Annotated in this window: 17 protein-coding genes; 14 read left to right on the plus strand and 3 right to left on the minus strand. The window is 58.1% G+C overall.

Going from position 1 to position 25,617, the window contains the following annotated elements; genetic code table 11:
* Positions 1 to 67 precede the first annotated feature (67 nt).
* Positions 68 to 544 (minus strand): MarR family winged helix-turn-helix transcriptional regulator, encoded by a 477-nt coding sequence (locus tag E1297_RS27955; protein WP_155144042.1) that lies wholly within the window; start codon positions 542 to 544, stop codon positions 68 to 70.
* 86 nt (positions 545 to 630) lie between these two features.
* On the opposite strand from E1297_RS27955, the gene E1297_RS27960 reads away from it, so the two are divergent.
* The 13 genes from E1297_RS27960 (at position 631) to E1297_RS28020 (ending at position 22,099) form a co-directional block, all read left to right on the plus strand.
* A complete protein-coding gene (locus tag E1297_RS27960) occupies positions 631 to 2,406 on the plus strand; it encodes an N-acetylglutaminylglutamine amidotransferase (protein WP_155144044.1) in 1,776 nt (591 codons plus the stop codon).
* Between the two features lie 5 nt (positions 2,407 to 2,411).
* Entirely contained in the window at positions 2,412 to 4,190 is a 1,779-nt protein-coding gene (gene ngg, locus E1297_RS27965) for an N-acetylglutaminylglutamine synthetase (protein WP_155144045.1), read from the plus strand.
* Positions 4,187 to 5,350: an osmoprotectant NAGGN system M42 family peptidase gene (locus E1297_RS27970; RefSeq protein WP_155144046.1), complete on the plus strand. Its 1,164-nt coding sequence runs from the start codon at positions 4,187 to 4,189 to the stop codon at positions 5,348 to 5,350. The genes ngg and E1297_RS27970 overlap by 4 nt, the downstream gene beginning before the upstream one ends.
* A 299-nt stretch (positions 5,351 to 5,649) precedes the next feature.
* Positions 5,650 to 7,656: a DUF4114 domain-containing protein gene (locus E1297_RS27975; RefSeq protein WP_209016030.1), complete on the plus strand. Its 2,007-nt coding sequence runs from the start codon at positions 5,650 to 5,652 to the stop codon at positions 7,654 to 7,656.
* Between the two features lie 318 nt (positions 7,657 to 7,974).
* Positions 7,975 to 9,552, plus strand: coding sequence for an HlyD family efflux transporter periplasmic adaptor subunit (locus E1297_RS51345; RefSeq protein WP_155144048.1), 1,578 nt, complete (start codon positions 7,975 to 7,977; stop codon positions 9,550 to 9,552).
* Complete coding sequence (locus E1297_RS27985; RefSeq protein ID WP_155144050.1) at positions 9,549 to 11,135, plus strand: glycosyltransferase; 1,587 nt, start codon at positions 9,549 to 9,551, stop codon at positions 11,133 to 11,135. Before E1297_RS51345 ends, E1297_RS27985 begins: the two co-directional genes overlap by 4 nt.
* A 488-nt stretch (positions 11,136 to 11,623) precedes the next feature.
* The gene (locus E1297_RS27990; RefSeq protein WP_155144052.1) at positions 11,624 to 12,892 is read left to right on the plus strand and encodes a hypothetical protein; all 1,269 of its coding nucleotides are present in this window, start codon (positions 11,624 to 11,626) and stop codon (positions 12,890 to 12,892) included.
* Positions 12,885 to 13,175, plus strand: a complete 291-nt coding sequence (locus E1297_RS27995; RefSeq protein WP_155144054.1) for a hypothetical protein — start codon at positions 12,885 to 12,887, stop codon at positions 13,173 to 13,175. The genes E1297_RS27990 and E1297_RS27995 overlap by 8 nt, the downstream gene beginning before the upstream one ends.
* Before the next feature lies 1 nt (position 13,176).
* The gene (locus E1297_RS28000; protein ID WP_196223423.1) at positions 13,177 to 14,403 is read left to right on the plus strand and encodes a tetratricopeptide repeat protein; all 1,227 of its coding nucleotides are present in this window, start codon (positions 13,177 to 13,179) and stop codon (positions 14,401 to 14,403) included.
* 39 nt (positions 14,404 to 14,442) lie between these two features.
* Entirely contained in the window at positions 14,443 to 15,915 is a 1,473-nt protein-coding gene (locus E1297_RS28005; protein WP_209016031.1) for an MBOAT family protein, read from the plus strand.
* 14 nt (positions 15,916 to 15,929) lie between these two features.
* Positions 15,930 to 17,879 carry a hypothetical protein gene (locus E1297_RS28010; protein ID WP_155144060.1) on the plus strand — a complete coding sequence of 650 codons (1,950 nt, stop codon included), beginning with the start codon at positions 15,930 to 15,932 and terminating at the stop codon, positions 17,877 to 17,879.
* Positions 17,880 to 17,975: 96 nt separating this feature from the next.
* Positions 17,976 to 20,621: an ATP-binding protein gene (locus tag E1297_RS28015; protein ID WP_209016032.1), complete on the plus strand. Its 2,646-nt coding sequence runs from the start codon at positions 17,976 to 17,978 to the stop codon at positions 20,619 to 20,621.
* A gap of 26 nt (positions 20,622 to 20,647) precedes the next feature.
* Positions 20,648 to 22,099, plus strand: coding sequence for a sigma-54 dependent transcriptional regulator (locus E1297_RS28020; protein ID WP_155144065.1), 1,452 nt, complete (start codon positions 20,648 to 20,650; stop codon positions 22,097 to 22,099).
* Between the two features lie 16 nt (positions 22,100 to 22,115).
* Here E1297_RS28020 and E1297_RS28025 read toward each other — a convergent pair whose 3' ends face one another.
* Together E1297_RS28025 and E1297_RS28030 are read right to left on the minus strand one after the other, a co-directional pair.
* Entirely contained in the window at positions 22,116 to 22,691 is a 576-nt protein-coding gene (locus tag E1297_RS28025) for an NUDIX hydrolase (RefSeq protein WP_209016033.1), read from the minus strand.
* Between the two features lies 1 nt (position 22,692).
* On the minus strand, positions 22,693 to 23,535 hold the full coding sequence (locus E1297_RS28030; RefSeq protein ID WP_155144066.1) for a hypothetical protein: 843 nt from the start codon (positions 23,533 to 23,535) through the stop codon (positions 22,693 to 22,695).
* 515 nt (positions 23,536 to 24,050) lie between these two features.
* On the opposite strand from E1297_RS28030, the gene E1297_RS28035 reads away from it, so the two are divergent.
* The gene (locus E1297_RS28035; protein ID WP_155144068.1) at positions 24,051 to 25,460 is read left to right on the plus strand and encodes a nucleotide sugar dehydrogenase; all 1,410 of its coding nucleotides are present in this window, start codon (positions 24,051 to 24,053) and stop codon (positions 25,458 to 25,460) included.
* The last annotated feature ends 157 nt before the right edge of the window (positions 25,461 to 25,617 follow it).

A 25,617-nucleotide genomic window follows, 5' to 3' on the forward strand; every position in this document is an offset into this window, starting at 1 on the left:
AGCAGCCCGGTCCGGAACGGGTACTTGGTTCGTTTGCCGCCGGTACCCCTTGTACCAACCGCCCGAATCATTGGGGGACCGAGCTGGTGGTCAGGATCGCGGCGGCGTCGATCTTGTGCGCGTTCATCATTTCGGCGACTTCACCAAGGGCCCGGACCAGTTGTGTTCTTTCCTCCTCTGGAAGTTTCGAGAACTTGGCCTCGAATTCCTCATGCAACAGGCTGGGCAGGGAGGCAATGGCCGTATTGCCCGCATCTGTCAGCCGGGCATGCACGATCCGCCGGTCTGCGGCAGACCGGTAGCGTTCGATCAGTCCCTTGTCCTCGAGCTTGTCGAGAATCGTGACCACTGTGGCCGAGCTGAGATCGGCATGGGCCGACAGGGCCTTGGTGGTGACTTCGCCAAGGTCGTGAACGCCTTGCAAGACGACGATTTGCGGGATGGTGAGGCCGGATGCGCGCGACACTTCGCGCGACCGCAAATCGATTGCGCGGACGATGCGGCGGATCGATTTGAATATCTGAGATGTTTCGCACTGCGACATTGTTCTAACTCTGATCGTTTGAACTCTAATTATTATAGGTCTATATACCGTGGGCCTTTGACCATAAAAGAGGATTTTTTGGAACTATGTGCGGCATTTGCGGCGAAGTTGTTTTTGGAACCGACCAGGCGGACACGGCGCGGGTTGATCGTATGGCCCAAGCCATGGCAGCCCGGGGCCCGGACGCAATGGGGGTGACCATGCGCGGGCGGGTCGCTTTAGGCCACCGGCGGCTCAGAATCATTGATTTGAGCGATCAGGGTGCGCAGCCGATGGTCGATCCCGAACTTGGCCTGTCGCTGGTTTTTAATGGTTGCATCTACAATTATCAGGACTTGCGCTCGGAACTGGCCGCAAAAGGGTACCGGTTCTTCTCCACCAGCGACACGGAAGTGATCCTGAAAGCCTGGAAGGAATGGGGGCGCGCTTGTTTTTCCCGCTTCCACGGCATGTTTGCGATTGCCATTCACGAGCATGACAGCGGGCGTCTGCATCTTGCCCGTGACCGCTTTGGCATCAAGCCGCTTTACCTAAGCGAGGCCAATGGCCGTCTTGCCTTTGCGTCTTCCTTGCCGGCGCTTCTGAAAGGCGGCGACATCGACAAATCGATTGATCGGGTCGCGCTCCATCATTACATGAGCTGGCATGCGGTTGTGCCGGCCCCGCGCACGATCCTGAACGGGGTTCGCAAGCTCCCCCCAGCCACCGTTCGCACATATGAAACCGATGGAACTTCCCGGGATGTGACCTACTGGTCAGCGGAGTTCGAAAAGAGCGCGGAAGATGTCGCGCGCTCCGCAGATGAGTGGCGCGATATGGTTCTGGAAGGCCTGCGCACTGCCGTCCGGCGCCGCATGGTGGCCGATGTGCCGGTTGGTGTGCTCTTGTCGGGCGGGGTCGACTCCAGCCTGATTGTCGGGCTTCTGGCCGAAGAGGGACAAAAGGACCTCGCCACATTCTCGATCGGCTTTGAAGAGGCGAATGGCGAAAAGGGCGACGAGTTTCAGTATTCGGATCTGATTGCCGAACACTATGGCACCAACCACCACAAGATCTTCATTCCGTCTTCGGAGCTTCAGGACAACCTGCCCGGCGCGATTTCTGCCATGTCCGAGCCGATGGTGTCTTACGACAATATCGGCTTCTATCTTTTGTCGCGTGAGGTTTCCAAGCACATCAAGGTGGTTCAGTCGGGGCAGGGCGCCGACGAGGTCTTTGGCGGGTATCACTGGTACCCGAAACTGACCGGGTCCAATGCGCCGGTCCAGGACTATGCGAATGCCTTTTTCGACCGGACAGAAGCGCAGATGAGCGAGGCGGTTGCACCTGAATATCGCTGTTCGCGCGACGAGAGCCTTGCATTCTTGGAACGGCATTTTGCGCAGCCGGGCGCGGCAGATCCTGTCGACAAGGCGCTCAGAATCGATACAAACGTCATGCTGGTGGACGATCCGGTCAAGCGGGTCGACAACCACTCCATGGCGTGGGGGCTGGAGGCGCGGGTTCCGTTTCTTGATCATGAGCTGGTCGAGCTGGCGGGCCGCATCCCGGCAGAGCACCAACTGGCTCAGGGCGGCAAGGGTGTGTTGAAGGAAGCAGCCCGTCTCGTCGTTCCCTCTGCAGTGATCGACCGTCCGAAGGGGTATTTCCCCGTTCCGGCACTCAAATACATCCAGGGGTCCTATCTCGACATGGTGCGCGACACGCTGACCAACGAGGCGGCACGCAGCCGGGGCCTGTTCAACGCGTCATACCTTGAGAAGCTGTTCAAGGAACCGACACAATATATTACCAAGCTGCGTGGATCCGAGTTGTGGCAAGTGGCCTTGCTGGAGCTTTGGTTGCAGGCGCAGGAGGCGTGACCAGGATGTCGGAAAAAGTGTCTTCCCGGACCAAGGGAGCCATGGAACACCGTTTGAAGCGGATGCGCTCCCACGGCATGAAACCGGAATACCGGGTGGAGGAAACGGACTTGCCGGTAAACCAGATTGTTGATTGCGGCTGGGGCCGGCTGCTTTTCGGCAACACCTTCGAAGAACCCCAGGACCTCGTCGATGCCCTGCGCGACGAGCGCCCGGACAGACGCGATATCGCATTTTATGTGCGCGATCCGCATGTTGTGGTCGGATTGGCCCCGCAGGAGCTTTTTCTCGACCCCTCGCACACCTACCGATTGAACCTGTCGACCTACCGGGCGGCCAAGGATCAGCGCAAGGGGTTTACCGTACGCCGGTTGTCGTCGCGCATGGATGCGGAACAGATCAATGCGCTTTATGCCAGCCGTGGCATGGTTCCGGTGTCAGAGGACTATTTCTGGTCGGACCTGAACCCGCGCGAGGTCACCGTGCTTGTGGCCGAGGAGGAAGAAACCGGCCAGATTGTCGGCAGTGCCATGGGTGTCGATCACCAGCGGGCGACGGACGGGGCGGATCTGGGATCATCGCTTTGGTGTCTTGTCGTTTCACCGCAAGCCCGGTTTCCCGGGATTGGCGAAGCCTTGGTCCGGCGATTGGCCGAAGTGTTCCAGGCGCGTGGAAACCCGCATATGGACCTGTCTGTCATGCATGACAATGAGCAGGCCATCGCGCTTTATGAAAAGCTGGGCTTTGAACGGGTGCCGGTCTTCACGGTGAAGATGAAGAACCCGATCAATGAAGCCTTGTTTGCCGGGCCTGCGACAGAGGAAAAACTTAACCCTTACGCAACCCTGATCGTCAATGAAGCCCGCCGGCGCGGAATCCGGACCGAAATCATCGATGCGGAAGGCGGCTTTTTTCGTCTGTCGCATGGTGGCAGGTCGGTCCGCTGCCGCGAGTCACTGAGTGAATTTACAAGTGCCGTCGCGATGTCGATTTGCGACGACAAGGCAACCACCCGGCGGATTGTCAATGCAGCTGGTGTATCCGTTCCGGACCAGATCAGCGCTGATCATGGTGACAGGGAGGCTTTCCTCGCCAGGCATCGATCGGTGGTTGTGAAACCGGCCCGGGGCGAACAGGGAAAGGGGATATCCATCGGCCTGACGGAAATCGAGGATGTGGAGGCCGCCATCAAGGCCGCCAGAACCTATTCCAACGATGTCCTGGTCGAGGAATGCGTGGAAGGCCAGGACCTGCGGCTTGTGGTGATCGACTATCGTGTGGTCGCAGCTGCCATCCGCCGCCCAGCCGAAATCATTGGCGATGGCCGCAGCAGTATCGAAAACCTGATCGCATCGCAATCAAGGCGGCGGGCGGCGGCCACAGGTGGTGAATCGAGGATCGTTGTCGACGAGGAGGCCGAGCGGTGTCTTGCCGCTGCCGGTTTCACGCTCAGCGACCTCTTGCCCGAGGGGCAAAGGCTTGCCGTGCGCCGGACCGCGAACCTCCATACGGGCGGGACCATTCACGATGTCACGGGCGAAACCCATCACACCCTGATCGAAGCCGCCATCCGGGCGGCCAAGGCGATCCAGATCCCGGTCACCGGGATTGATTTGATGGTCAAGGATCCGCGACAGCCCGAGTATCGTTTCATTGAAGCCAATGAGCGTCCGGGGCTTGCCAATCACGAACCGCAACCGACTGCGGAACGGTTTGTTGATTTCCTGTTTCCATTGTCCATGCCAAAAGCGGTCCGGGACACGCTGAACCGGGAGTATTCATGACCCTTCTTGCGATCGACATCGATTATCTGGCCGAAATCCTGAAGGATCTTTTGGCGATTCCCAGTCCGACCGGTTATACGGACGAACTGGCGCGGTTTGTTTCGAAAGAGCTGGAACGGCTGGGTGTCTTTTATGAGGTAACCCGGCGTGGTGCCATTCGAGCACGGCTGGATGGCAAGAAGGACAAGCCTGCTCGGGCGTTTGTTTCCCACCTCGATACGCTTGGCGCACAGGTCAAGGCACTCAAGGACAATGGCCGCCTGGAACTGGTCCCGATTGGCCACTGGTCGGCCCGGTTCGCTGAAGGGGCCCGCACAACGATCTTTTCCGAAAAAGGTGCCTATACCGGCACGATCCTGCCGGTGAAAGCGTCCGGGCACACCTTCAATGAAGAAATCGACCGGCTTCCGGTCGGATGGGATCACGTGGAACTCAGGGTCGACGCCTACTCGAAGTCGCAGGAAGACGTCGAACGGCTCGGCATTGATATAGGCGACATTGTTGCGATCGATCCGATGCCGGAATTTCTGGACAACGGGTTTATTGTTTCGCGCCATCTGGACAACAAGGCCGGTGTCGCTGTCATGCTGACTGCCCTGAAGGCGATGATTGATTCGGGCAAAAAGCCGACCGTGGATGTTTTCTGGCTGTTCACCATTGCCGAGGAAACCGGCCACGGGGCAACGTCTATCCTGACACCGGAAATCGCCTCACTGGTCGCGATCGACAACGGTACGTCGGCGCCCGGCCAGAACTCCGACGAGTTCGGGGTGACCATCGCCATGGCGGACCAGACCGGACCGTTCGACTATCACCTTACCCGCAAGATGGCCCAGCTTTGCCGGGACAACAACATCAAGTTCCAGAAGGATATCTTTCGCTACTACCGCTCCGATGCGGCCTCTGCAATAGAGGCAGGGGCGGATGTGCGCACCGCCCTGATCACTTTCGGGGTCGACGCCAGTCATGGCTACGAACGCATCCATATGCATGCCTTGCGGTCGCTGTCCGAGCTTTGCACCGGTTACGCCATGAGCCCGGTGGCGATCCAGCGAGACGCGCGAGAATTTGCCGGTCTCAAGGGGTTTACCACACAGCCGACCGAGGACGCGGATCAGGAACTCAGTCCCGAGACAGAAGAACCCGGGGCCGAAGTCTGAGTTGTACCCGGACATGATCAAGGTCTCAAAAGTCACCTCTGACTTCTGCTGACTTTTAAGGCCGGAATGCGCTTGAGAATGGGACTATTCAGATTGCGAAATCGAAAAAAGCCTTCCGGAAACGCAAAAGGGTTTGGTTTTTCAGAGGCTAAATAAAATTAAGCAATTGAAATAAATAGGAGTTTTATTTCCGGAGCTGAAACTGGCGTGGCCCGGCGCTTGCACTCTTGTGGCTGGCATTTCCTGACACGGAAAAGCTTGGCGGTCTTTTTTGCCGCCGGCATCAAGAGGAGAAAAAGATGGCAAGCTTGCCCGCGACACGTCCCATGATCGGGACAAATCAGGATGATGTGCTTCAAGGCACAATTCATTCTGATGTGATGTCGGGCCGTTTCGGCGACGACACATTGTACGGCCACAATGGCAGTGACGACGTCTGGGGTGGTACCGGCGACGACGTACTTTACGGCAATTCCGGCAATGACAAGATCTACGGGTCAGGCGGACCAACTCTTGTCCAGATCACGTCTGTCGCAGTTACGAACGACTATCCCGTATCGGTAGTGTTTGAAGGCGAAACCGCTGGCTACCGAAACACCTTCGGATATTACAAGGTCGAAGATGACGGTACGATCAAGGATGTCGAAATCATCTGGCCGAATGCTTCACTGCAGGGCAGTGGCGGAAACCTGGTCCAGGGGCAGTCTCGAGAGTTTTTGAACGTTCAGGCCGGTGACAAGATCGCCTTCTTCATTATCTCGAACGGCTACAGCCGGAATGGTGGCTACAACGGGATCGATCTCGACAGCGGTCGGCTGGAGTTTCAGAACTCGGACGGCACAGTCGCAACCCTGAACAGCAATGGCCCGCGCCTCTACCATATTGCCGAAAATGGTACCAGGACGATGATTCAGACCGACCCGTACCATACGTCTGCGTATGGTGACACCGTCGGGCTCAATCCGGATGGAATCCTGCACACGACCGGTGTCTTGAAGGCCGATGCCGGCACCATCACGCTCGGCTTTGAAGATCTTTACAACGGCGGTGACCGCGACTTTGACGACAGCGTTTTCACGGTCGATATCGGCGTAGCCAATGCGCTGGTTCTCAACGCGCATTTTCAGCAGCAACATGGCGGGACCGATCCGGATCCAGAAGGTGAAGGCAACCAGCCGGTCGAAATCCTGCGGTCCGACAATGATATCCTGTTTGGGGGTGACGGCTCGGATGAACTTCATGGCCGGTCGGGCGATGATGAGCTTTATGGCAACAACGGCCATGACCATCTGCATGGCGGCAGCGGCAACGATGATCTGTATGGCGGCGCCGCAAGCGACAAGCTCTATGGCAACTCCGGCGACGATATCCTCTACGGCGGTAACCATAGTGACGAGCTGAACGGCAACAACGGCAATGACACGCTCCACGGGGATCGCGGCAATGACAGCCTGATCGGTGGCAGCGGAAACGACACATTGTTTGGAGGCAATGATACCGACAGCCTGATTGGTGGCAGCGGCATTGACGTGCTCAACGGCGGCTACGGCAATGACACACTGAAAGGCGGTACCGGCAATGACACGCTGAACGGCGATCACGACAAGGACAAGCTGTTTGGCGGCGACGGCGTCGACATCATGAATGGCGGCTATGGCAATGACACGCTCAATGGCGGGCGTGACAATGACCTGCTCTACGGTGGCAATGGCAATGATAACCTCTATGGCAGCACCGGCGACGACACGTTCTTCGGCGATGCCGGCAACGATGTCATCAATGGCGGACTGGGCAACGACACGGTCGATTACACCGCCTTTGACGTTGATCTGAAGATCTGGCTGCACAACAAGAAGGCTCACGGCCTCGAGATCGGCCGTGACACGCTGAAATACATCGACAACATCAACAGTGGATCCGGCGACGACTATCTGCAGGGCAGCCGGGACGCCAACGTCATCGTGGCCGGTGGTGGTGACGATACGATCCGTGGTTTGCAAGGCGCGGACACCTTTACTGGCGGTGCGGGGTCGGACACCTACGTCTACCGGTCGTACGACCTCAACGAAGCGGATCTCATCACCGACTTTTCGGTTGGGGAAGACGTGCTCGACCTCCGGCACCTCGCAGGCAGCGCCGGCAACGAAACCTTTCTCGATCAGCTGCAGGCAAGTCAGACTGTGTCCGGTCTCGAGATTTCCGTCGATCTTGCCGATGACGGAAACTACACTGATGTTTGCACGTTTCAGAACGTTCAGGGAGAAACGGTCACATCGCTCTTCGATAATGGCTGCTTCCTGTTTTAAGATACGTTCATTTACGCGTGAGCGTTTCATATGGCGAGAAAACCGGGCCGCATCAGCGGCCCGGTTTTGCATTTTGGCAAACATGAAAAGACCGGGGTGTTGGCCTTGTGTTTCGCATTTTGACAAACACGGGTGCCACAACCGGCGTGTTTTCATCTTCTCATTTTGCGAAAATCACTGTCTGGTGTCCTAAATGGAAAAATTTATTCATTAAAATCAGTATATTATGAGGTGATTTGGCGTTTTGGAGAAAGTGAATTCGGTTTGGCCCCGTCCTTGCGTAAACTTGGTCGTCCGCAACCGCAGAGATCAAGCACCGTGTACATCAAGCGCGAAAGGCCAAGCCAACGATTGCACCACCGGGTGACAGCGCCGTTCCGCGTCACCATGGACGGCACGTCGTTTGATGCTTTCGACTGGAGCCTTGGGGGTTTCAGGCTTGCCGGTTCCGGGTGCGGTACTCTTGAGACCGGTGCGGAAAAGAAAGTCTTTTGCACCATCCCGTTCCAGAACTTTGACATCACCTTCGAAACACGGGCCAAGGTCATACGGGCCGATGACGGGAACGATGAAGCGGCGTTCCGGTTTATGGAGCTCGGAGACCGTGAATCGGCTCTGATGCAGCATTTTATCGAGGATCTTGTCCGTGGCTCCATGACCGATGTGGAGGACACAATCCTGCGCATCGATACGCCCGTCACCCCGGTTCCGACAAAGCCTGATCCGAACCCGGTTGGGCAGATGCCGGTCCGCAGGTGGCCGATCAAGCAGATCGTCATGACACTGTTCTATTTTGTGCTTGGGGCTGTCGTGTTCGGATATGTGGGCGTCTATATCTTCGCAACCCTGTTCCGCATGGAAGTGCCGTCTGCTGTCGTCAGCGCCGAGAGGATGCAGGTGACCGCGCCGGTTTCCGGTCAGATCCTTGGTGCGACGCCACAACCCGACGCGACGGTCGTGTCCGGCGGCCCCCTGCTGCGCATTCGAAATGAAGAGCAAATGAGGGATGTCAGCCGCGCCCGGATCGACCTGAAGACAGCCCAGGCCGAGCTTGTTGCAAGCCAGAAGCTTCTGGCAGAAGAAAAGCTGCGGACAGAAGGCTACCGGATGGTGGCTGAAAACAACATCCGCCAGGCTGAAAGCCAGCTTCACGGTTTGAAGCTGGCGGTTGATGCCGCTGACCTGAAGAAAGAGCGCTTCCAGACCCTGTTCGGCAAGGGCCTGGTCATTCAGGAAGACCTCGACATGGCCGAGCTGGAACATGCGGAAGCTGCCTCCGAACTCGAGCGCAAGCAGATCCACATCGCCGAGTTGAAGGTTCTCATGCAAAGCGGCGAGACCACACAGCTCTATAACGGTTCCGGTTTTGCAGGCCGTCTTCCCGAAATGGAAGCCGATGTGAAGCGTCTTGAGGAAGAGGTCGCTGCTCGTAAAAGCCACCTTGCCCAGCTTCAAACCCGCAAGGATGTTGTTCAGGTCGCAAGCCCTTTCAATGGCCGGGTGGCACAGGTTCTGCTGAATGGCGGGGCAATGGTCAAGGCCGGTGAGCCGATCCTGACGCTGGAAGAAAGCGACGGCCGGAAAGTCACCGCCTTCCTGACCCAGGACGAAATCGACGACATCCGGGTTGGCTCGGCAGCGAAACTCTATGTGCCGAGCGCCAACAAATGGATGAGCGCGACGGTCGAAAAGGTCAGCCGGACCGACGGTTTCATTGACGAAGTCACACAGATGCACCGGTTCCGGGCGCCGGACTCCCGGTCGGCCAAGGTGGTCCTGACCAGTGCCGAAGATGCGTTGCCGGAAGCAGGAACGCCTGTCACGGTCTATTTCGAGCGTCACCGGGCGAACACCGTTTTCCGGACTGTCTCCGGCTTCCTTGGGGGGCAGTCATGAGACAGCGTAATAAGCCGGTCTACAATGTCGACGAGATCACCTATCAGCCGAAGGGCTGGGCCAAGTGGACGCCTTTTGTCCTGCTGCAGATCACGCTCTACTTCGGCGTTTGTTTCATTGGCCTGACCTCGGTTGAAAATGTTTTTTTCAGCCCGGCGACGTCCGAGATCACCTTTGTTATCGGGGCGCTGGGCATCTGGCGGTATGGCTGGTGGTTCACCCACGCTGTCCGGGCGCACATTTATGGCCGGTACGTCTATCCGAAGATGCGCCGGGAAGGTCAGGAGGTTTGGGATCAGGGCTGGCGGCCGCGACACCTGCATTTCATGATGACCACCTACAAGGAACACCGGGATATCACGGAGAAGGTGATCCGCTCGATCTGCCGGGAAATCCGCGATGCGGGCGTGCCGGGAACGATCTGGCTGGGCTCGGGCGACCAGTATGACGAGGACCTGATTTCCAATTTGCTGCGCCGGGAAATGCGGGATCTCGACGTGACATTGCGGATCATCCGCCAGAATCAGCCCGGAAAACGCCTTGCGATCGGTCTTGTGTTGCGCGCCATGAGCCGGAGCGAAGTGCAGGACGATGACTTGATCATCTTCATGGATGGCGATTTCATTCTGGCGAAGAACGCCGTTGGCGCCTGTCTGCCGCTGTTCAAGTTGTATCCGGACCTGCAGGCCTGCACCACCGACGAGGAAGTGTTGTGTATCGGGCCGCGCTGGGTGTCGAACTGGCTGACCATGCGCTTTGCGCAAAGACGCCTGGCGATGCAGTCGCACTCGTTATCGGGCCGGGTCCTCACCCTGACAGGGCGGATGTCCGTGTTCCGGGCCAACCACTTGCTGAAACTGCAATTCATCCGACTGCTGGAAGCCGATCATCTGGAGCACTGGCTCTGGGGCAAGTTCCGGTTCCTGTCGGGCGACGACAAGAGCACTTGGTATTACATGCTGCAATCCGGTTGCCGGATGCTCTATGTGCCCGACGCCATGGGCTACACGGTCGAGGTGATCGAAGGCTCGGGCATGGACCGGATGGTGCAGAATTTCCGCCGCTGGTCTGGCAACATGCTGCGCAACGGGTCGCGGGCTCTGGCCCTTGGGCCGCACCGCATGCCGTTTTTCATCTGGTGGTGCCTGCTGGACCAGCGCATGTCCATGTGGACGATGCTGGTGAGCCCGGTACTGGCCGTGTGCACAGCTGTCCTGATCAGCCCGGCCTATCTCCTTGGCTACGTGGTCTTCATCATGATCACCCGGATGCTCCTGTCGCTGTTCCTCTACCAATATGCCCGCAAGGTGGATCTCAGCTACCCGTTCATCCTGTATTTCAACCAGCTGATCAACGCGTCGGTGAAGGTCTACTGTATCTTCCGGCTCTCCAAGCAGCGCTGGTCCAATCGCGGTGACCAAAGGGCCGGCGAAGGCGCCGGGCTGATTGCGACCCTGCAGAACTGGATGGCGAGCTATCTGACGCTGCTTTATGTCACCATGCTGTTCCTGGGCGTCAGCCTGATGGCCGGATTGATCGAAGCCCCGAGCACCGGGATGATCTCCAGCGTGCTGGGGTTCTAGAGGAGACCAGCGATCAGTTTGGGCATTTTCATTCTGCGTCTCGACCGTCATGCCGGAAAAACCGAAAGGTTATATCCCGGATCGGGGATCCAATGAAATCAGTAGCTTGTCAGCCGTGAATTTCATGCAGTGGTGCAAATATGGCCACGAGACTTGGTCGCTGATGTTGCTTCCGGCCTGATTGGGTATCGCATTTACAAGTGTCTTTCATGCTTCCTTGATTGCCGAAAAGCCTAGCCTCGAATGTATCCCGGGAACCGCAAGTAGCGGGCTCTTCAATTGGCTTTTGAAGTCACGGATCTGGCATTTGCATGCCTGAAACGGCTTTTCATTTTGCAAATGCCATTTCTCCAAAATCGCGTGGTGAGCGGTTTTGCAATTTCGGAACTCAGAATAATGGATTGAAATTGCTGGATAATATTTGAGGTTTCCAGTTGGCCCGGGTCTTGATTGGGGATGGCAAACCTTGAGAGAGGAAGGACCTGACAATGACCCGGAAGCCGACATTCTTTGTTACCGCAATGACAGTGGTTGCAGCTGTCGCGCTCGCGCCGATCACATTCAATGTCGTGGTTGACGCCTATGATCACAACCGGATGGTCGACCTTGACCTCGACAAGTCCGAGATCAGCGTCAAGGCACATTATCCGCTTTACAAGATGATCGAATATCCGCGGGTGAAAGCTCCGACCGTGATCCTCGGTGACAGCCGCGCACGCGCCCTTCAGGACAAGTACTGGCAGGAACTGGGCCGGGACGATGTCTACAATTTCGCCTATGGCGGCGCGACCGTCTACGAAATGTACGACACCTTCAACTATCTGCGCGAGAACGCGGAGCTTGAGACCCTGATTGTCAGCCTGCCCCTGCGCAGCATGGATGAGCGGTTCAAAGGGGGCATGAACCGGGTTCCGGAAGCGATCGCTCTCGCCAATGATCCCTTCGGATACTACAGTAACTGGTTTGTCGCAAAGATCGGCTGGCGCTTGTTGCAAGACCGTTATCCGGACGTGTTCGAGGCGTTTGAAGGCTTATCGATCAGTCCCGTCTCTGAAGCCGGGGCGGCCGAGTTTGCAGCCCTGGAGCACCTGAGTGTCGAGCAACTGCTTGATCCGGACCTGTGTGACGACTGCATCCTGACGACACCGAACACGGCGCTTGTCTTGCCAGCGGCCTTCTACCATCGCGGCCTCGGGCTTGGATACTGGGGCCGCTACTGGCCGGAAATCACCATCGAGCGCGACCTGCCGCGTCTGTTTGCCCAGCAGGTCGGGACCAACGGGGCCGCCGACTGGCGCCGGTTCAAGCAGTCGGATGAGCTTTGGGCCATGGTCGAGGAAATGGCCGCGTGGTGTGACGAAAACGATGTCGAACTGATTTTTTTCATTCCGCCAACCATCTCGGAAATGCAGCGCCGGATTTCGGACTTCGGGCTGGCCAGCGCCAATCATCGCTTCCGTGAGCGCCTGACGACAATGGCTCCGGTGATCGATCTCGACTACGACAGTCCGTTTTCTCAGGAGCTGTCAAACTTCACCGATGCTTATCACTTCGGTTCCACCCCGGCCCGCAAGATTGTCGGAGAGCTTCTTCAACTGATCGACAAGGACCCGGAGAGAACGGAGCTTGCGCATAAGCGGCGTGGTGATCTGATTTGTCCGGTGCGTCCGCAGGACATGACCGAGCAGCATTCGGAAGGAACGCTTGAACTGATCGAAGGCGAGTCCTGCAGGGTCTGGAGGCAGAAAAATGGCTAAGTCCAGATTGTCCTCCTCCGATCTGATCCGGGTGTTTTGGGGGTACGTGATCGGTGCCGGTGTTGCTCTGGCTCTGTTGAGCTTGCCCGGTACCTTTTCCAAAGAGCGGTTCCAGAGTGACCCGTTTCGGCCCGCACCTGATTTCCAGTCGGGCTCTTCCGTAGCCTCGTCAAGTCACACCGCCCGTCTCAGCCCTGTTGCAAGGATGGCTGGCAACCGCATTGGACCCGTTCGGTGTGGAGCGAATGAACCTCTGACCGCTTGCGATGAAAGGCGCTCATGACATGTCCAGGAAATCATCAGGCATAAAACTCTGGAAGCTGGCGGTGGTCGGTGTTGCACTCGGAACGGCGGGCTTTGTGGCCGTGTCCGGTCCGGCCCTGCAACCCTCGGCCAAGAGCGAGCGCATCGATCCGACCATCGAGGAGCGGATCAAGCAGGCCCGGGGTCTCCAGAAGGTTGGCCGCTGGGACGATGCAGCCGACATTCTGACCCAGCTTGCAAGCGATGGTCATCCGGTCGCCCTGTTTCATTTGGGGCGGGCCTACAAGAATGGCTGGGGGGTCGACGCCGACCTTAATCAGGCGCGTCTCTTGTTCATGGAGGCGGTCCGGTACTCCTTCGCCTACCGAGGCGAAACCGCATACGAGCTGGGCCGTCTGTTTCAAAGATCTGCCGGTGAACACTGCGTCAGCATCGCGTTGCAGTGGTTCAACAAGGCGCTCGCCTGGGACTATCCGAAGGCACATGTCCAGCTTGCCAAGCACTATGAGCGCGGGATTGGCACCGAGCGCAATATGGTGCAGGCCTTTGATCATTACGAACAGGCGGCGATTGCCGGGTACCCTTCATCGACCATCAACTATGCCCGCATCCTGCTGACCGGACGGTATAACACCGTGCCGGACACGGCTCAGGCCTTGTTCTGGGCGAGCCGCGCCATGGAAGGGCTGGAGAAAAAAGCGCGTGACGGCTCCGCAAGCGCCGCCAAGACCCTGGGCCGGATTTATCGTGACGGTGAATTTGTCGACAAGAACACGTCGACGGCGGAGGATTGGTTTCTCCGCTCCGCCGAACTCGGCGACGCGGGTGCAATGCATGACCTGGGGCATATGATCCTCGCGGGAGACCCCTCCGGTGAAGAAATCGAAACGGCTCTGGAGTGGTTCGATCTGGCAGCCAAGGCCCGCCATGGCGGCGCTCTGACCAATCTGGCCCGGATGCATTTGAAGGAGCAATATGGCCTGACCCGCGATGGTGCGGTCACGCTTTTGACCGAAGCGATAGAGGTCGGCCACCCGGGCGCGATGGAAGAACTTGCAAAGCTATATGCCAAAGGCGACCTGGTCGAGAAAAGCCTCAAGAAGGCGCATGAACTTGCGCAAAAAGGCGCGGATCGCGGCCATCAGGGCAGTGTCCGCTTCCTCAATGAACTCAATGAAAAGCATCCCACGCTCGCCTCTGAAACGGCGGCAACGCAAATTCCTGCCAGCACGAAGAAGGAGGGCTGAGTCATGGTTTTCAGTTCACTTGAATTCATCTATCTGTTCATGCCGCCGGTCCTCATCGGCTACCTGATCCTGCGCCACTTCAAGATGGAAAACGGGATCATCTGGTGGCTGACCCTGGCCTCTCTCGTATTTTATGGCTGGTGGAAGCCGATTTACCTGCCGCTGCTGCTGGGTTCGGTTGTGGTGAACTACGCGATCCACCGGGTTCTGCTGAAGACGCAGGACCGGTTCATCCTGATCTTCGGTATCGTCTTCAATCTCGCCTTGATAGCGGTCTTCAAATACGCCGACTTCTTCATCGGCAATGTCAATGCTCTGGCGGGTGCGGATGTGCCGCTCCTGCATTTGGCCTTGCCGCTGGCGATCTCGTTCTTCACCTTCCAGCAGATCTCGTTTCTGATCGACACTTACAAGGGGCAGGTCACGGAGTGCGATTTCCCGCGCTACATGCTGTTCGTGGTGTTCTTCCCGCAGTTGATTGCCGGGCCGATCGTGATGCAGAAGGAGACAATTCCGCAGTTCCGGCTCGCGATCTTCCGCAGCCGGCTGATGCTGAACCTCGCCGTCGGCGCGACCCTGTTCGCCATCGGTCTGTTCAAGAAGATCGTTCTCGCCGACGGCATCGCACCTTATGCCAACACGGTGTTCGGACTTGCCGAAACCGCCAATGGCGTGCCGTTCGAAGCGGCCTGGATCGGGGCTCTGGCCTACACGTTCCAGCTCTATTTCGACTTCTCAGGTTATTGCGATATGGCACTCGGCTTGGCGCGCATGTTCGGCATCCGCCTGCCGGTCAACTTCAACTCGCCCTACAAGGCGACCAGCATTTCCGACTTCTGGCGCCGCTGGCACATCACGCTGTCGCACTTCCTGCGGGATTACCTCTACATTCCGCTTGGCGGCAACCGCAGCGGCGTGAGCCGGCAGAAAGCCAACCTGATGGTCACCATGCTGCTGGGGGGGCTGTGGCATGGCGCCAGCTGGAACTTCGTCTTCTGGGGCGGCCTGCACGGGGCGTATCTGGTGATCAATCACAGCTGGTCGGCGCTGGTTGCCAAGGGCTACGTCCCGAACATCCTGCCGAAGCCGGTGGCCGAGTTCTCTGCACGCGGCCTGACGCTGCTGGCGGTGATCGTTGCCTGGGTTTATTTCCGCGCAGAATCCTTCGACGGGGCCAACGCCATCATCTACGGCATGACCGGGCTCTCCACGGTCTATGAGCCGAAGCTCTGGGAAACTGTCACCCTTGGCACGGCTCCGATCTGGGCAGGTCTGGCGCTTCTGGCGGGGATTGTCTTCCTGCTGCCGAACTCGATCGAGTTCACCGAGCGCTACAACCCGATCCTCGGCGTGAAGAAATTCGTTGCACAGCGCAAGACCCAAGGGTTCCTGCCCTTGCGGTGGCGTCCGTCCTACGGCTGGGCCGCCGGCTTGTCGGCGATCGGCGTGGTCTCGATGGTGCAGGTCTACCGCCTCGCGGAAATGACCGAATTCATCTACTTCAACTTTTGATTTGGGGCCGGATCATGCATCAGTTCTTAGGTCATCTTGTTCTCGGCGCCGGTGTCTTGCTCACCGGCGCCGGAGTGCAAACGGCAACCGCCGCGGATCCCGTCTCGAGCGTTTTGACGGTTCCCGGGCGCAACACAAGCGTTGTGTTTCCAAGCGGTGTCATCACCAACAAGGACATCCAGGACCCGTGTGTCGAGACGGTCAGCCGGTCGGGGGCGCATGAGCTGGTTGTCACCCGGACGGTCGGCGCGGATCAGGCGCAAGTTTATGTCGATGGCTCCCTCCGCGACATAGGCCCGGATGAAAACGGGCTCGCGCGTATCGGTTCCATGCGCCTTGCCCGGGATGGTTCTCTGGTTCACGTGAGAACGTGGAAGTCGGGCGCGCGCCAGGTGGAACTGGTTCAGGACAACGCGGTCATGCTCACCTGGCCCGTCGCAACCTCGGTCCGGGTTGTGCAGTTTGACCTTTCAAAACTTGTTCTGCTGGTTCGGCAGAAAAACGAAACGGCGCGGCTGGTTCGTTATGATCGCGGGCCGGACGGCGGAATTTTACCGGAAGGCGAGGCACTCTTTGAATTTGCCACATGCTCTCCTGGCAGTATCCGGAAATCGGGCGCGGGGTATCTGGTGCAGATCCCGTGCGAAACGGAGACAGCGGACCTGTTCTATCTGGACGTGGAAAAACAAACCCTTGAGGCCGCGCTCAATGTATCCGGTGATGTGCGTTTCGATCCGGTGCCCCGCACTGGCCGGTTGCGTGAAGGTGTCGTGGCAGTGTCAGCAGATGGCTCCGACGCCGGATTGCATTTTTTCTATGCCGTCACCGGCGCTCTTTTGGGGCAGACCGGGGAACCCAAATCCTGCGCCTCGGACGCGGAAGGCCTGCAAAGCTGGAACCAGAGTTACCGGCTTGAGGCCCTGTCGGATCTCTACCGGAAAACGGGACAGAAGATCTTTGCCGATCTCGCGGTCAAATCGATCCGCAACACGCTCGGGGCGCAAGACGGTCCCAACGGGCGCAGCTCCCCGCAAAACCCCGATTGCGGCTGGAGTTCACTGGTTTATTCGAGTGTGCCCGGAGAACGTTTGTCCCTGATGATCAATCAGGCCATGATCGGCAATGCCCTTCATCGCGGTTGTGACGGCATCGGGGGGCACTGCCCGGCAGAGCTTCAAGATGAAATCAGTACGGTTCGCCAATGCCTGGCTGCGGCTTTCGAACCGGATTTCGATCACAAGGCCGGTCTTTACCGGATTTCGCCGGAAAGCGGTTTCCGGTTTGCCGGCGAACTTGCACCCTGGAACTGGCAGATATCCTTCGCTGCCCTGATCGCCGGTGCGGTTGACGCGGAAGCCGGCGACCACGCCCGCGCAAACCGGATCGTGGAGTTGTTCCTGTCCGAATGGCAGCCGGCCCCGGACGGGGCGTTGTGGCGGTACTGGCCAAACGGATATTTCCGGGAAAACGGCAAATCGGACGCCCAGATCAAAAAGCAACGCTATGAAGACACCGGCCATGCCGGGATTACGTTGCAGAGCCTGAAGGACTTTGCCACGGTCCAGACCCGCGCGCAGCGCGAGGGCGTTGCCAAACGTCTGGACACGATTGTGGCTGAGGGCGCTGAACCGGCCCGTGATCTGGACGGCTCCGGCCCGAAGGGCCCCCGTTGGTTCCCGGCAGGGGGATGGTCCAGCTATGCAAGCGGCAGTTTTGAAAAGGCTTATGCCCGGGCGGTTCCCGGCAACATGTCGGCCGATTCAATTTACACCTATGCGAGCCTGTTTGATCCCGAGGAAGAGTTCGACCTGAACTTGAGAGTTTTCGTGTGCCAGCAGAGTTGCGAAGAAGTCAGAGCCATGAATTTTGACAGCGCGGCAGCTTTTCTGGATGAAAATCCGTTCTTTTCGATCCAGCATTCCGAAAAGCGGGCACAAATGGTAAAAAATCAGGATAGGATGTAATTGTACGCTGCAAGGGATAGATAATTTTTCGTACAACCCTCAAGAGTTGTGAGTATCATGGTCCGTAAACCGTTTTTTGCCTCAAGGGAACGGCGCATGATTTTCATACGCTGGATACGCGATATCCTGTCGGATGCCACGTTTTGGCTGGTTCTGGTGTTTGTGGTTGCATCCGGCTCCGCGGTCTATGTGCTGAGCCGGGAACTCGGCCTGCCCGCAGAGGATCATCAGCACGATATCGTTTTCACCAATCTGCTGATTGCGCTCGGGATTGCTTTCGCGGCAGCCATTGGTTTGACGGTATTGCTCGCCCGCCAAAGGCGCCGCGCGCTTGAGAAGGTCGAGGACCTTGTCAGCCGGGAGCGGTCGCGTAATGTCTCGCTGCAACAGGTGATCGCACGTGCTGAAGCCGGTGAAGCGCAGGTCGGCGCGATTATCGATACCATGCTCGACGGGCTGGTGACGATATCGCCGGACGGCATCATTGATACGGCGAACCGGGCCGCCGTTTCCATGTTCGGGGCCCGGTCTTCGGAGGAGGTGACCGGCCGGTCGATCTGTGATTTCCTGCCAGAGACGGAAGGCCGGGACACGCCCTTCAGCTGTTGCGAACAGCCGGTCAGCGGCAGCCCCCTGAAGGGCTACGGCGAACGTCAGGAAATGGTGTTGAGGCGCGTTGACGGGCGCGAAACACCGGTTGAAGTTGCCATTTCGGAGCTTGAAGCTGAAGGACTGCATGTCTTCACGGCGATATTCCATGACCTGACAGAGCAGAAAGCGGCGGCCGAAAAATTGAGGCGGGCCGAAACCCGGCTCGTCGATGCGATTGAATCCCTTCCCGACGGATTCGTGCTGTATGACGCGGATGACCGGCTGGTGCTGTGCAACAGCAAGTATCGCGAGTTCTATGCAAGCAGCGCGGAATTCATAAAGGAAGGCGAGCGCTTCGAGGACATCATCCGCAATGGCGCGGCGCGCGGGCAATATGTGCCGGACATCCAGAATGTTGATGAATGGGTCGAAATGCGTCTGGCACTTCATCGCAATCCCGGAGAGGCGATGGAGCAGCATCTGGATGACGGGCGCTGGCTCAGGGTGATCGAATCCCGCACCAGCGAGGGCGGGCTTGTCGGTTTCAGGGTTGACATCACCGAACTGAAGCACCGCGAAGAGGACTTGCGTCAGGAGAAGGAACGCGCGGAAGTCGCCAATGAAGCCAAGGCGAAGTTCCTGGCCATGATGAGCCACGAGATCCGCACACCGCTCAACGGGGTTTTGGGGATCCTCAGCCTGCTCAGCGACACCGGCCTCACCCAGGAACAGAAAATGTATGTTCGCACCGCCCGGGATTCGGGCCGGGCGCTTCTGGAGCTGATCAACGACATCCTTGACTTTACCAAGCTTGAGGCAAGGCGGATGGAACTGGATGTGTCTCGGTTCCGCCTCCACAAGGTGCTTTACGGGATCGTCGATCTGTTTGCCCCGATTGCCCGCGAAAAGAAACTGGCGCTCAAGCTCGAATATCCGCGCAGTGTTCCCACAGCTGTCAGCGCGGATGCGGGCCGGATCCGTCAGGTTGTCCTGAACCTTGTGTCGAATGCGTTGAAATTCACCGAAATGGGGTCGGTCATTGTCAGCGTTTCCATTGAACGGGAAGACCCGGTCAAACCGACCTTTCTGATTTCGGTGACCGATTCAGGCATCGGTATCCCGAAAGACAAGCATGAAACACTCTTCGGGGAATTCACCACGGTCGATACGCGCTATGCCCGCAAGCAGGGCGGTACCGGCCTGGGACTTGCCATTTGCAAGCAGCTTGCCGAGCTGATGGGCGGTACGGTCCGTGTCGAGAGCATGCCCGGAGCGGGAAGCACTTTCTTGTTCTCGGTCCCGTTGACGCTCGCGAAAATGGAGGACACACCTTCTGGCACCGAAGAACGGCAAGTCGGAATCCTGCCGCCCGGCTTGCGCATTCTTCTGGCCGAGGACAATGCGACCAACCAGATCGTGGTTAGCCATGCGCTTGAGAAGGCCGGATGCGATGTCGATATCGCGAACAACGGCAAGGAAGCCGTCCGATATTCCGAGATGCGCAACTATGATTGCATCCTGATGGATATTTCCATGCCGGAAATGGACGGTCTGGAGGCGACCCGGCATATTCGCGAGGCCGAGCGCAACCAGCGGGTCCCGATTATTGCGCTCACGGCTTATTCCCTGCAGGGCGACCGGGAGACGTTCCTCAAGGCCGGAATGGACGATTTCCTGTCCAAGCCGGTTGAAAAAGACGACCTGATCGCGATGATCCTGCATCATGTCAGCGAAGGCGAGACGGTTCAGGGCGGAAGCAAGCCGGAAGAGCCTGCAGTAAACGGTGCGGACCTCAACGCGGCAAGGGAAATCCTTGCAAGCATGCCGGAAGAAATCCAGGGCAAACTGCTGTTTCAGTTTGAAAGCGATATCCTGAAACGCTGTGAAGCGGTGCGCGATGCCCACAACCAGAACGATCTGGAGACGCTGGAACGCGCCACGCATGCGATGAAAAGTGTTGCCGGGACGTTTGGCGCAAAGGATCTGGCGGAAGTGTCAGCGCGCGTCAACCAGTTGGCCCGTGACGAAAAACACGGTCAGGCCATGGGGTGTATCGACGAGCTTCTTGAAACCAGCAACAGAACACTTGCCGAAGTGGGGGCATTAGCCGCTAGTATGGGGTTGAAGCTGGAGACGCCGAATTTGCAGTAAACGCTTGTGTTACAAGGAACGTTGCCTTGAAGGTTCTGATTGTCGAAGACGCCCTGCCACTGGCCACCGTGTACGGCCATCATATTTCAAAAGCCGGCATGGTCTCGGACCATGTTGAAACCGGCAAGGAGGCGCTCGGCAAATTGAGAAAGGGCGGCTACAGCGTGGTCCTGCTCGACTTGCAGCTTCCCGACATGAATGGTCTGAAAGTGATGGAGACGATCCGGGAAGAGCAATTGCCGGTCTCTGTCGTGGTCGTGACCAGTTCCGGATCGATCAAGACTGCCGTCGAAGCCATGCAGGGCGGCGCCTATGATTTTCTCGTCAAGCCCGTCGCCGAGGAGCGCTTGGTCACCACGGTCAAGAACGCGGTCGAGCGCGAAACCCTGGCAGAAGTTGCAGCGGAAGTGCAAAAGAGCACCAGCAGCAGCAAGGCCCATCATGGTTTTGTCGGGTCGTCACTGGCGATGACCGCGGTCTACCGGATGATCGAGAGCGTCGCGCGCTCGAATGCGGCCGTCTTTGTCACCGGTGAAAGCGGTACCGGCAAGGAAGTCTGCGCCGAGGCGATCCACAAGTCGAGCTCGCGGGCCAAACGCCCGTTTGTGCCGCTCAATTGTGCGGCCATCCCGAAGGACCTGATCGAATCCGAGATTTTCGGGCATGTGAAAGGAGCGTTTACCGGTGCGACCTCGGACCGTGACGGCGCAGCGGCACGAGCGGACAGCGGAACGCTTTTTCTGGACGAGATTTGTGAGCTTGAGCTTGGCCTGCAAGCCAAGCTCTTGCGCTTTTTGCAAAGCAGTACGGTTCAGAAAGTCGGCAGCGACAGCCTGAAGAAGGTCGACGTGCGGATCGTCTGCGCAACCAACCGCAATCCCCTGGAAGAGGTCGAGGCGGGCAGGTTCCGGGAGGATCTGTATTACCGCCTGCATGTTCTGCCGATCGCCTTGCCGCCTCTGCGCGCGCGCGGTGCCGATATCCTTGAGCTGGCACGTCACTTCCTGAGCCGGTTTGCAGCCGAGGAAGGCAAGTCTTTTGACGGATTTTCGGTCGAGGCGGAGGAAATCCTGCTTGCCCATTCCTGGCCGGGCAATGTCCGCGAGATGCAAAATGCTATCCGGAATCTGGTTGTCTTGAATGACGGCCCGGTGATCGAGGCGGACATGCTGGGAATGGTGCAGATGCGCCGGCCGGCTGCCGGACAGCTGTCGTCCTTGACGTCCCTGCCTTCTGAATCGATCATCCGCCCGGCCGAGACCGGAAATGGCGATTGGCCAAGGCTGACGCTGTCTCTCGGACAGCCTTTCGAGGTGCTGGAACGGCAAATCATCGAGGCGACCATTGATGCATGCGGCGGCAGTCTGCCCAAGACTGCAAGAACGCTGCAGGTCAGCCCGTCGACGCTTTACCGGAAAAAGGAAATCTGGGCCGCGCAGGAAACGAGCGAGCCGGAAGAAACGCAGGCGGCCTCCTGAGTTTCACCCGAGAGCGCTATCTGCCCGCCAACAGGCTTTCCGCCAGGCCAAAGGCGGCCACATGGGACACGATCGGGACCTGACCGTCCAGCACCAGCTGACGGAAACTGTCCCTTGGCACCGTCACAACTGTGGAGGTTTCAAGGTCCTGTGAATTCGGTTCGCACACCTGCATCACATTGGTTGCCACATGAACAAATGCCGAAGCCACGCCCTGGTTGCCGTGAACGACAAGCCTGGTTTCCGGCAACCAGAGACCGCCGCCATAGCCGGTTTCTTCAAGAAGTTCCCGGCGTGCGGCAAACTCGGGGATCTCGCCAGCCTCAATCTGGCCGCCTGGAAGCGTGAAACAGACCCTGCCGACGCCGTGCTTGTATTGCCGCATCAGCAGGACGTGATCGTCCTCCGTAACGGCGTAAATTGCCGAAAACGAGGGTAGGTCCACCCGGTAATAGTCTTCAACCACCCGGTCGCAGGGGAGCTGGACCGATTGCTGGGATACCTTCAACCGGTCCCCGGCATCAAAGACCTTTGTGCTTCGCAGAAGGTTCCAGCGCTCGTCTGCGGATCCGTGATCGCGCATGTCGTTCATTTCAGGCTCCCACATCTTCCAGGAACGGTGCCGGCACCTTGATTTCTGACTTTTGTTGCCGGCGTTCCTCGTATTTCAGCAGCTGCGCGAGGTCCGAAGGCCCGGCGATTTCCGCAAACATGTTCGGCTTTTCCAGAGAATCGGCCATTGCCGCCGCGTAGCCGCAGGCCGACATCGGCGAGAAGTAGCCGAGGATACGGCCGTCCGGGTGATTGGCGCTCAGGGCCTGAACGACAGTGTTTGGCGAATAGTCCTTGTGCGTGATGAGAATGCCGGTCTCGCCATTTTGGCAGATCTGGTAGTCGGGATAGCGGATCGCAAATTCGCTGATGATTTCAGCCCGTTCGCGGGTTCCCGTCTCCCATTCCAGATAGGCCTTGCGTTGGGCGGCAGTTGCCTTGTGGCCGGCAATGTCGATCCGCAGGCAGGCCGGGCCGGAGTCGAGCAGAGGCGCGCGTTTTTCCTCATAGGAGCTGCGCCGGACGACCTGGGCCAAGAACTCGTAAATGCTGTCCCGGAAAGGATGGTCGTGATGGCGGACCGAAGCGTCGTTCTGCCAGACCTCGGTCCCGGAGGAGGCGTGGTTCTCGCGCATGGCGTGCCGCAAGGGCTGGGGAACAACAGAAAGTACCGTTTGGTAATTGTGGCTGGTCACCAGATAGCAGGGATGTTTGCGGGCCCAGGCTGTTAGGACCTGCGCGAAACCATCATCCATTCTGGCGCGGCGCGACGTGGACAGGACATCCAGGTCGAACAGATAGATGTCGCCGGCGCTGCCGTTGCTTGAAGGCGGAACGGGTCCCAGAACGTCCAGGGTCGAAGAGTTCATGAACGGCGCTTGCATGACAACTTCCTTTCGTGTGTCTGCACCAAAAAGCTGACCTTGGAAACGCAACCTCCTTGCCAAATCGGGGAGAAAGCTGTTTTGTTGTACTAAGCATATGACTTATATGAATATTATTCGTTCGATGCCTTTTCGGTGTTCCATTGGAATGCTGCAGCTCAATCGAATTTTGGAAAATGCCTTCCCGTTTCGCGAAGAATTTGCGCAATTTCGGCGGCATCTGAGCTCAGTGAAGTCAGGCGCACAGATCAGCTATGGGCCGAGGTCTCTTTCTGAAAGAGCACACTCATATAAATATAGCTCACTCTCGCAGAGGACCGGTTCCCGGCGTCTTTGCGTTGTCGGCATGGTTCCGAATTTCGGAAAGTTCTTTTTGCGAATCTGAATGACCGGAAAAGACCCGGGTTTCTTAAAAAATACTAAGAGATTGAATTTTAACAATTAATTATTGCGCGCCGGTTTTGGCACGCGACTTGTTCTTCTCCCTGCAGAACCTCGAGTTTGGGAGCAGGACAATGAATGTACATGTTGGAACACTTCTGAAAGAAGCAGATTTCTCCGAGTGGCTGGAACTCTCCGCCCTGCAGAAATCCTCCGTCAGCGTCATCGGCATGGGGTATGTCGGTGCAGTATCGCTGGCATGCCTGAGCCAGCTCGGCCACCGGGTTGTCGGTGCCGACATTGACCAGCGCAAGGTAGACAATATCGGGATGGGCCAGAGCCCGATCGTGGAAGATCAGCTTGGCGAACTGCTGACCGACGGCGTTGCCTACAATCTCCTGACGACCACCACCGACGTTAAGCAGGCGGTACTGGACACGGACGTCACCTTCGTGTCCGTCGGCACGCCGACAAATGAAGATGGCGGCTGCGACACCCGCGCCATTACGGCAGTCGCGCGCACCATTGGTGAAGCGATTGCGGAAAAGGATGGTTTTCATGTCGTCGTTCTGCGCTGCTCCGTGCCTCCCGGCACGACCCTGGGTCTGATGGGGCCGGAAATCGAAGCCATCTCCGGCAAGAAAGCCGGCCGCGATTTCGGTCTGTGCTTCAATCCGGAATTCCTGCGCGAAGGCACGGCCGTCAAGGATTTCCACGCACCGCCCAAGACCGTCATCGGCACCAGTGACCTGAAAACCGCCCGGATCATCTCCAAGATCTATGAGCCGGTTGATCAGAACATCATCACCACGACCATCGAAGTTGCCGAACTCGTCAAGTATGTCGACAACGTCTGGCACGCGGCAAAGGTCACTTTCGCCAATGAAGTCGGGCGCCTGTGCAAGCCGATGGGCATCGACAGCCATGCGGTCATGGACATCTTCGTTCAGGACACCAAGTTGAACCTGTCACCCTACTACCTGAAGCCCGGTTTCGCCTTCGGCGGCTCCTGCCTGCCCAAGGAAGTGCGCGCGGTCACACATCTGGCGGAAAAGCTCGAGATCGATCTGCCCCTGATGAATGCGCTGATCCCCTCGAACGAGGAGCATATCGATCAGGCCATCGACATGGTCCGCAAGACCGAGCCGAAAAAGGTTGCCGTCATGGGCGTGGCCTTTAAGCCGGGGACCGACGATCTGCGCGAAAGCCCGATCCTTGAGGTGATGGACCAGCTGATCCGTGACGGCGTCGAAGTGGTCGCGTGGGATCCGGCCATTGTACCTGGCCCGCAATTGGCGGAACAGTTCAACTACATCCGCCATGCGGCTCCGCATCTCGAGCATCTTGTCAACAAGCTGCCCGAGATCCTCAAGGCAACGCCGGAAATGGCTGCCACCGGTGCGGACACCATTGTGGTCGCCCAAAAACACTCCTCAACCCGGGACTTGCTCGAAACTCACCAGGCCGAAGCGTCGATAGTGGATCTCGTCCGTGTCTTCGCATCCGCGCCATCCTGCCCCAAATATGCGGGTATCGGCTGGTAAGCGGCTCGTCCCTGCTGCTCCTCCCCCACGTACCCCATCGACCGGGGGAGGAGCAGCACTTTCATTCAGTGTTAGTTCCTCACGGCCGCAACGCGATTCGGCCCGGGGCACAACCGGTAGAATTACCGTTTATCTTGTCTTCCCCCATTGCCACGTC

It is taken from the genome of Roseibium sp. RKSG952 (genome assembly GCF_009711355.1).

Coding starts and splice junctions, on each gene's coding strand:
- E1297_RS27985 (WP_155144050.1), top strand. CDS start 9,549: ATGAGACAGCGTAATAAGCCGGTCTACAATGTCGACGAGATCACCTAT.
- E1297_RS28000 (WP_196223423.1), top strand. CDS start 13,177: ATGTCCAGGAAATCATCAGGCATAAAACTCTGGAAGCTGGCGGTGGTC.
- E1297_RS28015 (WP_209016032.1), top strand. CDS start 17,976: ATGATTTTCATACGCTGGATACGCGATATCCTGTCGGATGCCACGTTT.
- E1297_RS28035 (WP_155144068.1), top strand. CDS start 24,051: ATGAATGTACATGTTGGAACACTTCTGAAAGAAGCAGATTTCTCCGAG.
- E1297_RS27995 (WP_155144054.1), top strand. CDS start 12,885: ATGGCTAAGTCCAGATTGTCCTCCTCCGATCTGATCCGGGTGTTTTGG.
- ngg (WP_155144045.1), top strand. CDS start 2,412: ATGTCGGAAAAAGTGTCTTCCCGGACCAAGGGAGCCATGGAACACCGT.
- E1297_RS27970 (WP_155144046.1), top strand. CDS start 4,187: ATGACCCTTCTTGCGATCGACATCGATTATCTGGCCGAAATCCTGAAG.
- E1297_RS27990 (WP_155144052.1), top strand. CDS start 11,624: ATGACCCGGAAGCCGACATTCTTTGTTACCGCAATGACAGTGGTTGCA.
- E1297_RS28025 (WP_209016033.1), bottom strand. CDS start 22,691: ATGAACGACATGCGCGATCACGGATCCGCAGACGAGCGCTGGAACCTT.
- E1297_RS27975 (WP_209016030.1), top strand. CDS start 5,650: ATGGCAAGCTTGCCCGCGACACGTCCCATGATCGGGACAAATCAGGAT.
- E1297_RS28010 (WP_155144060.1), top strand. CDS start 15,930: ATGCATCAGTTCTTAGGTCATCTTGTTCTCGGCGCCGGTGTCTTGCTC.
- E1297_RS28030 (WP_155144066.1), bottom strand. CDS start 23,535: ATGCAAGCGCCGTTCATGAACTCTTCGACCCTGGACGTTCTGGGACCC.
- E1297_RS28005 (WP_209016031.1), top strand. CDS start 14,443: ATGCCGCCGGTCCTCATCGGCTACCTGATCCTGCGCCACTTCAAGATG.
- E1297_RS27955 (WP_155144042.1), bottom strand. CDS start 544: ATGTCGCAGTGCGAAACATCTCAGATATTCAAATCGATCCGCCGCATC.
- E1297_RS27960 (WP_155144044.1), top strand. CDS start 631: ATGTGCGGCATTTGCGGCGAAGTTGTTTTTGGAACCGACCAGGCGGAC.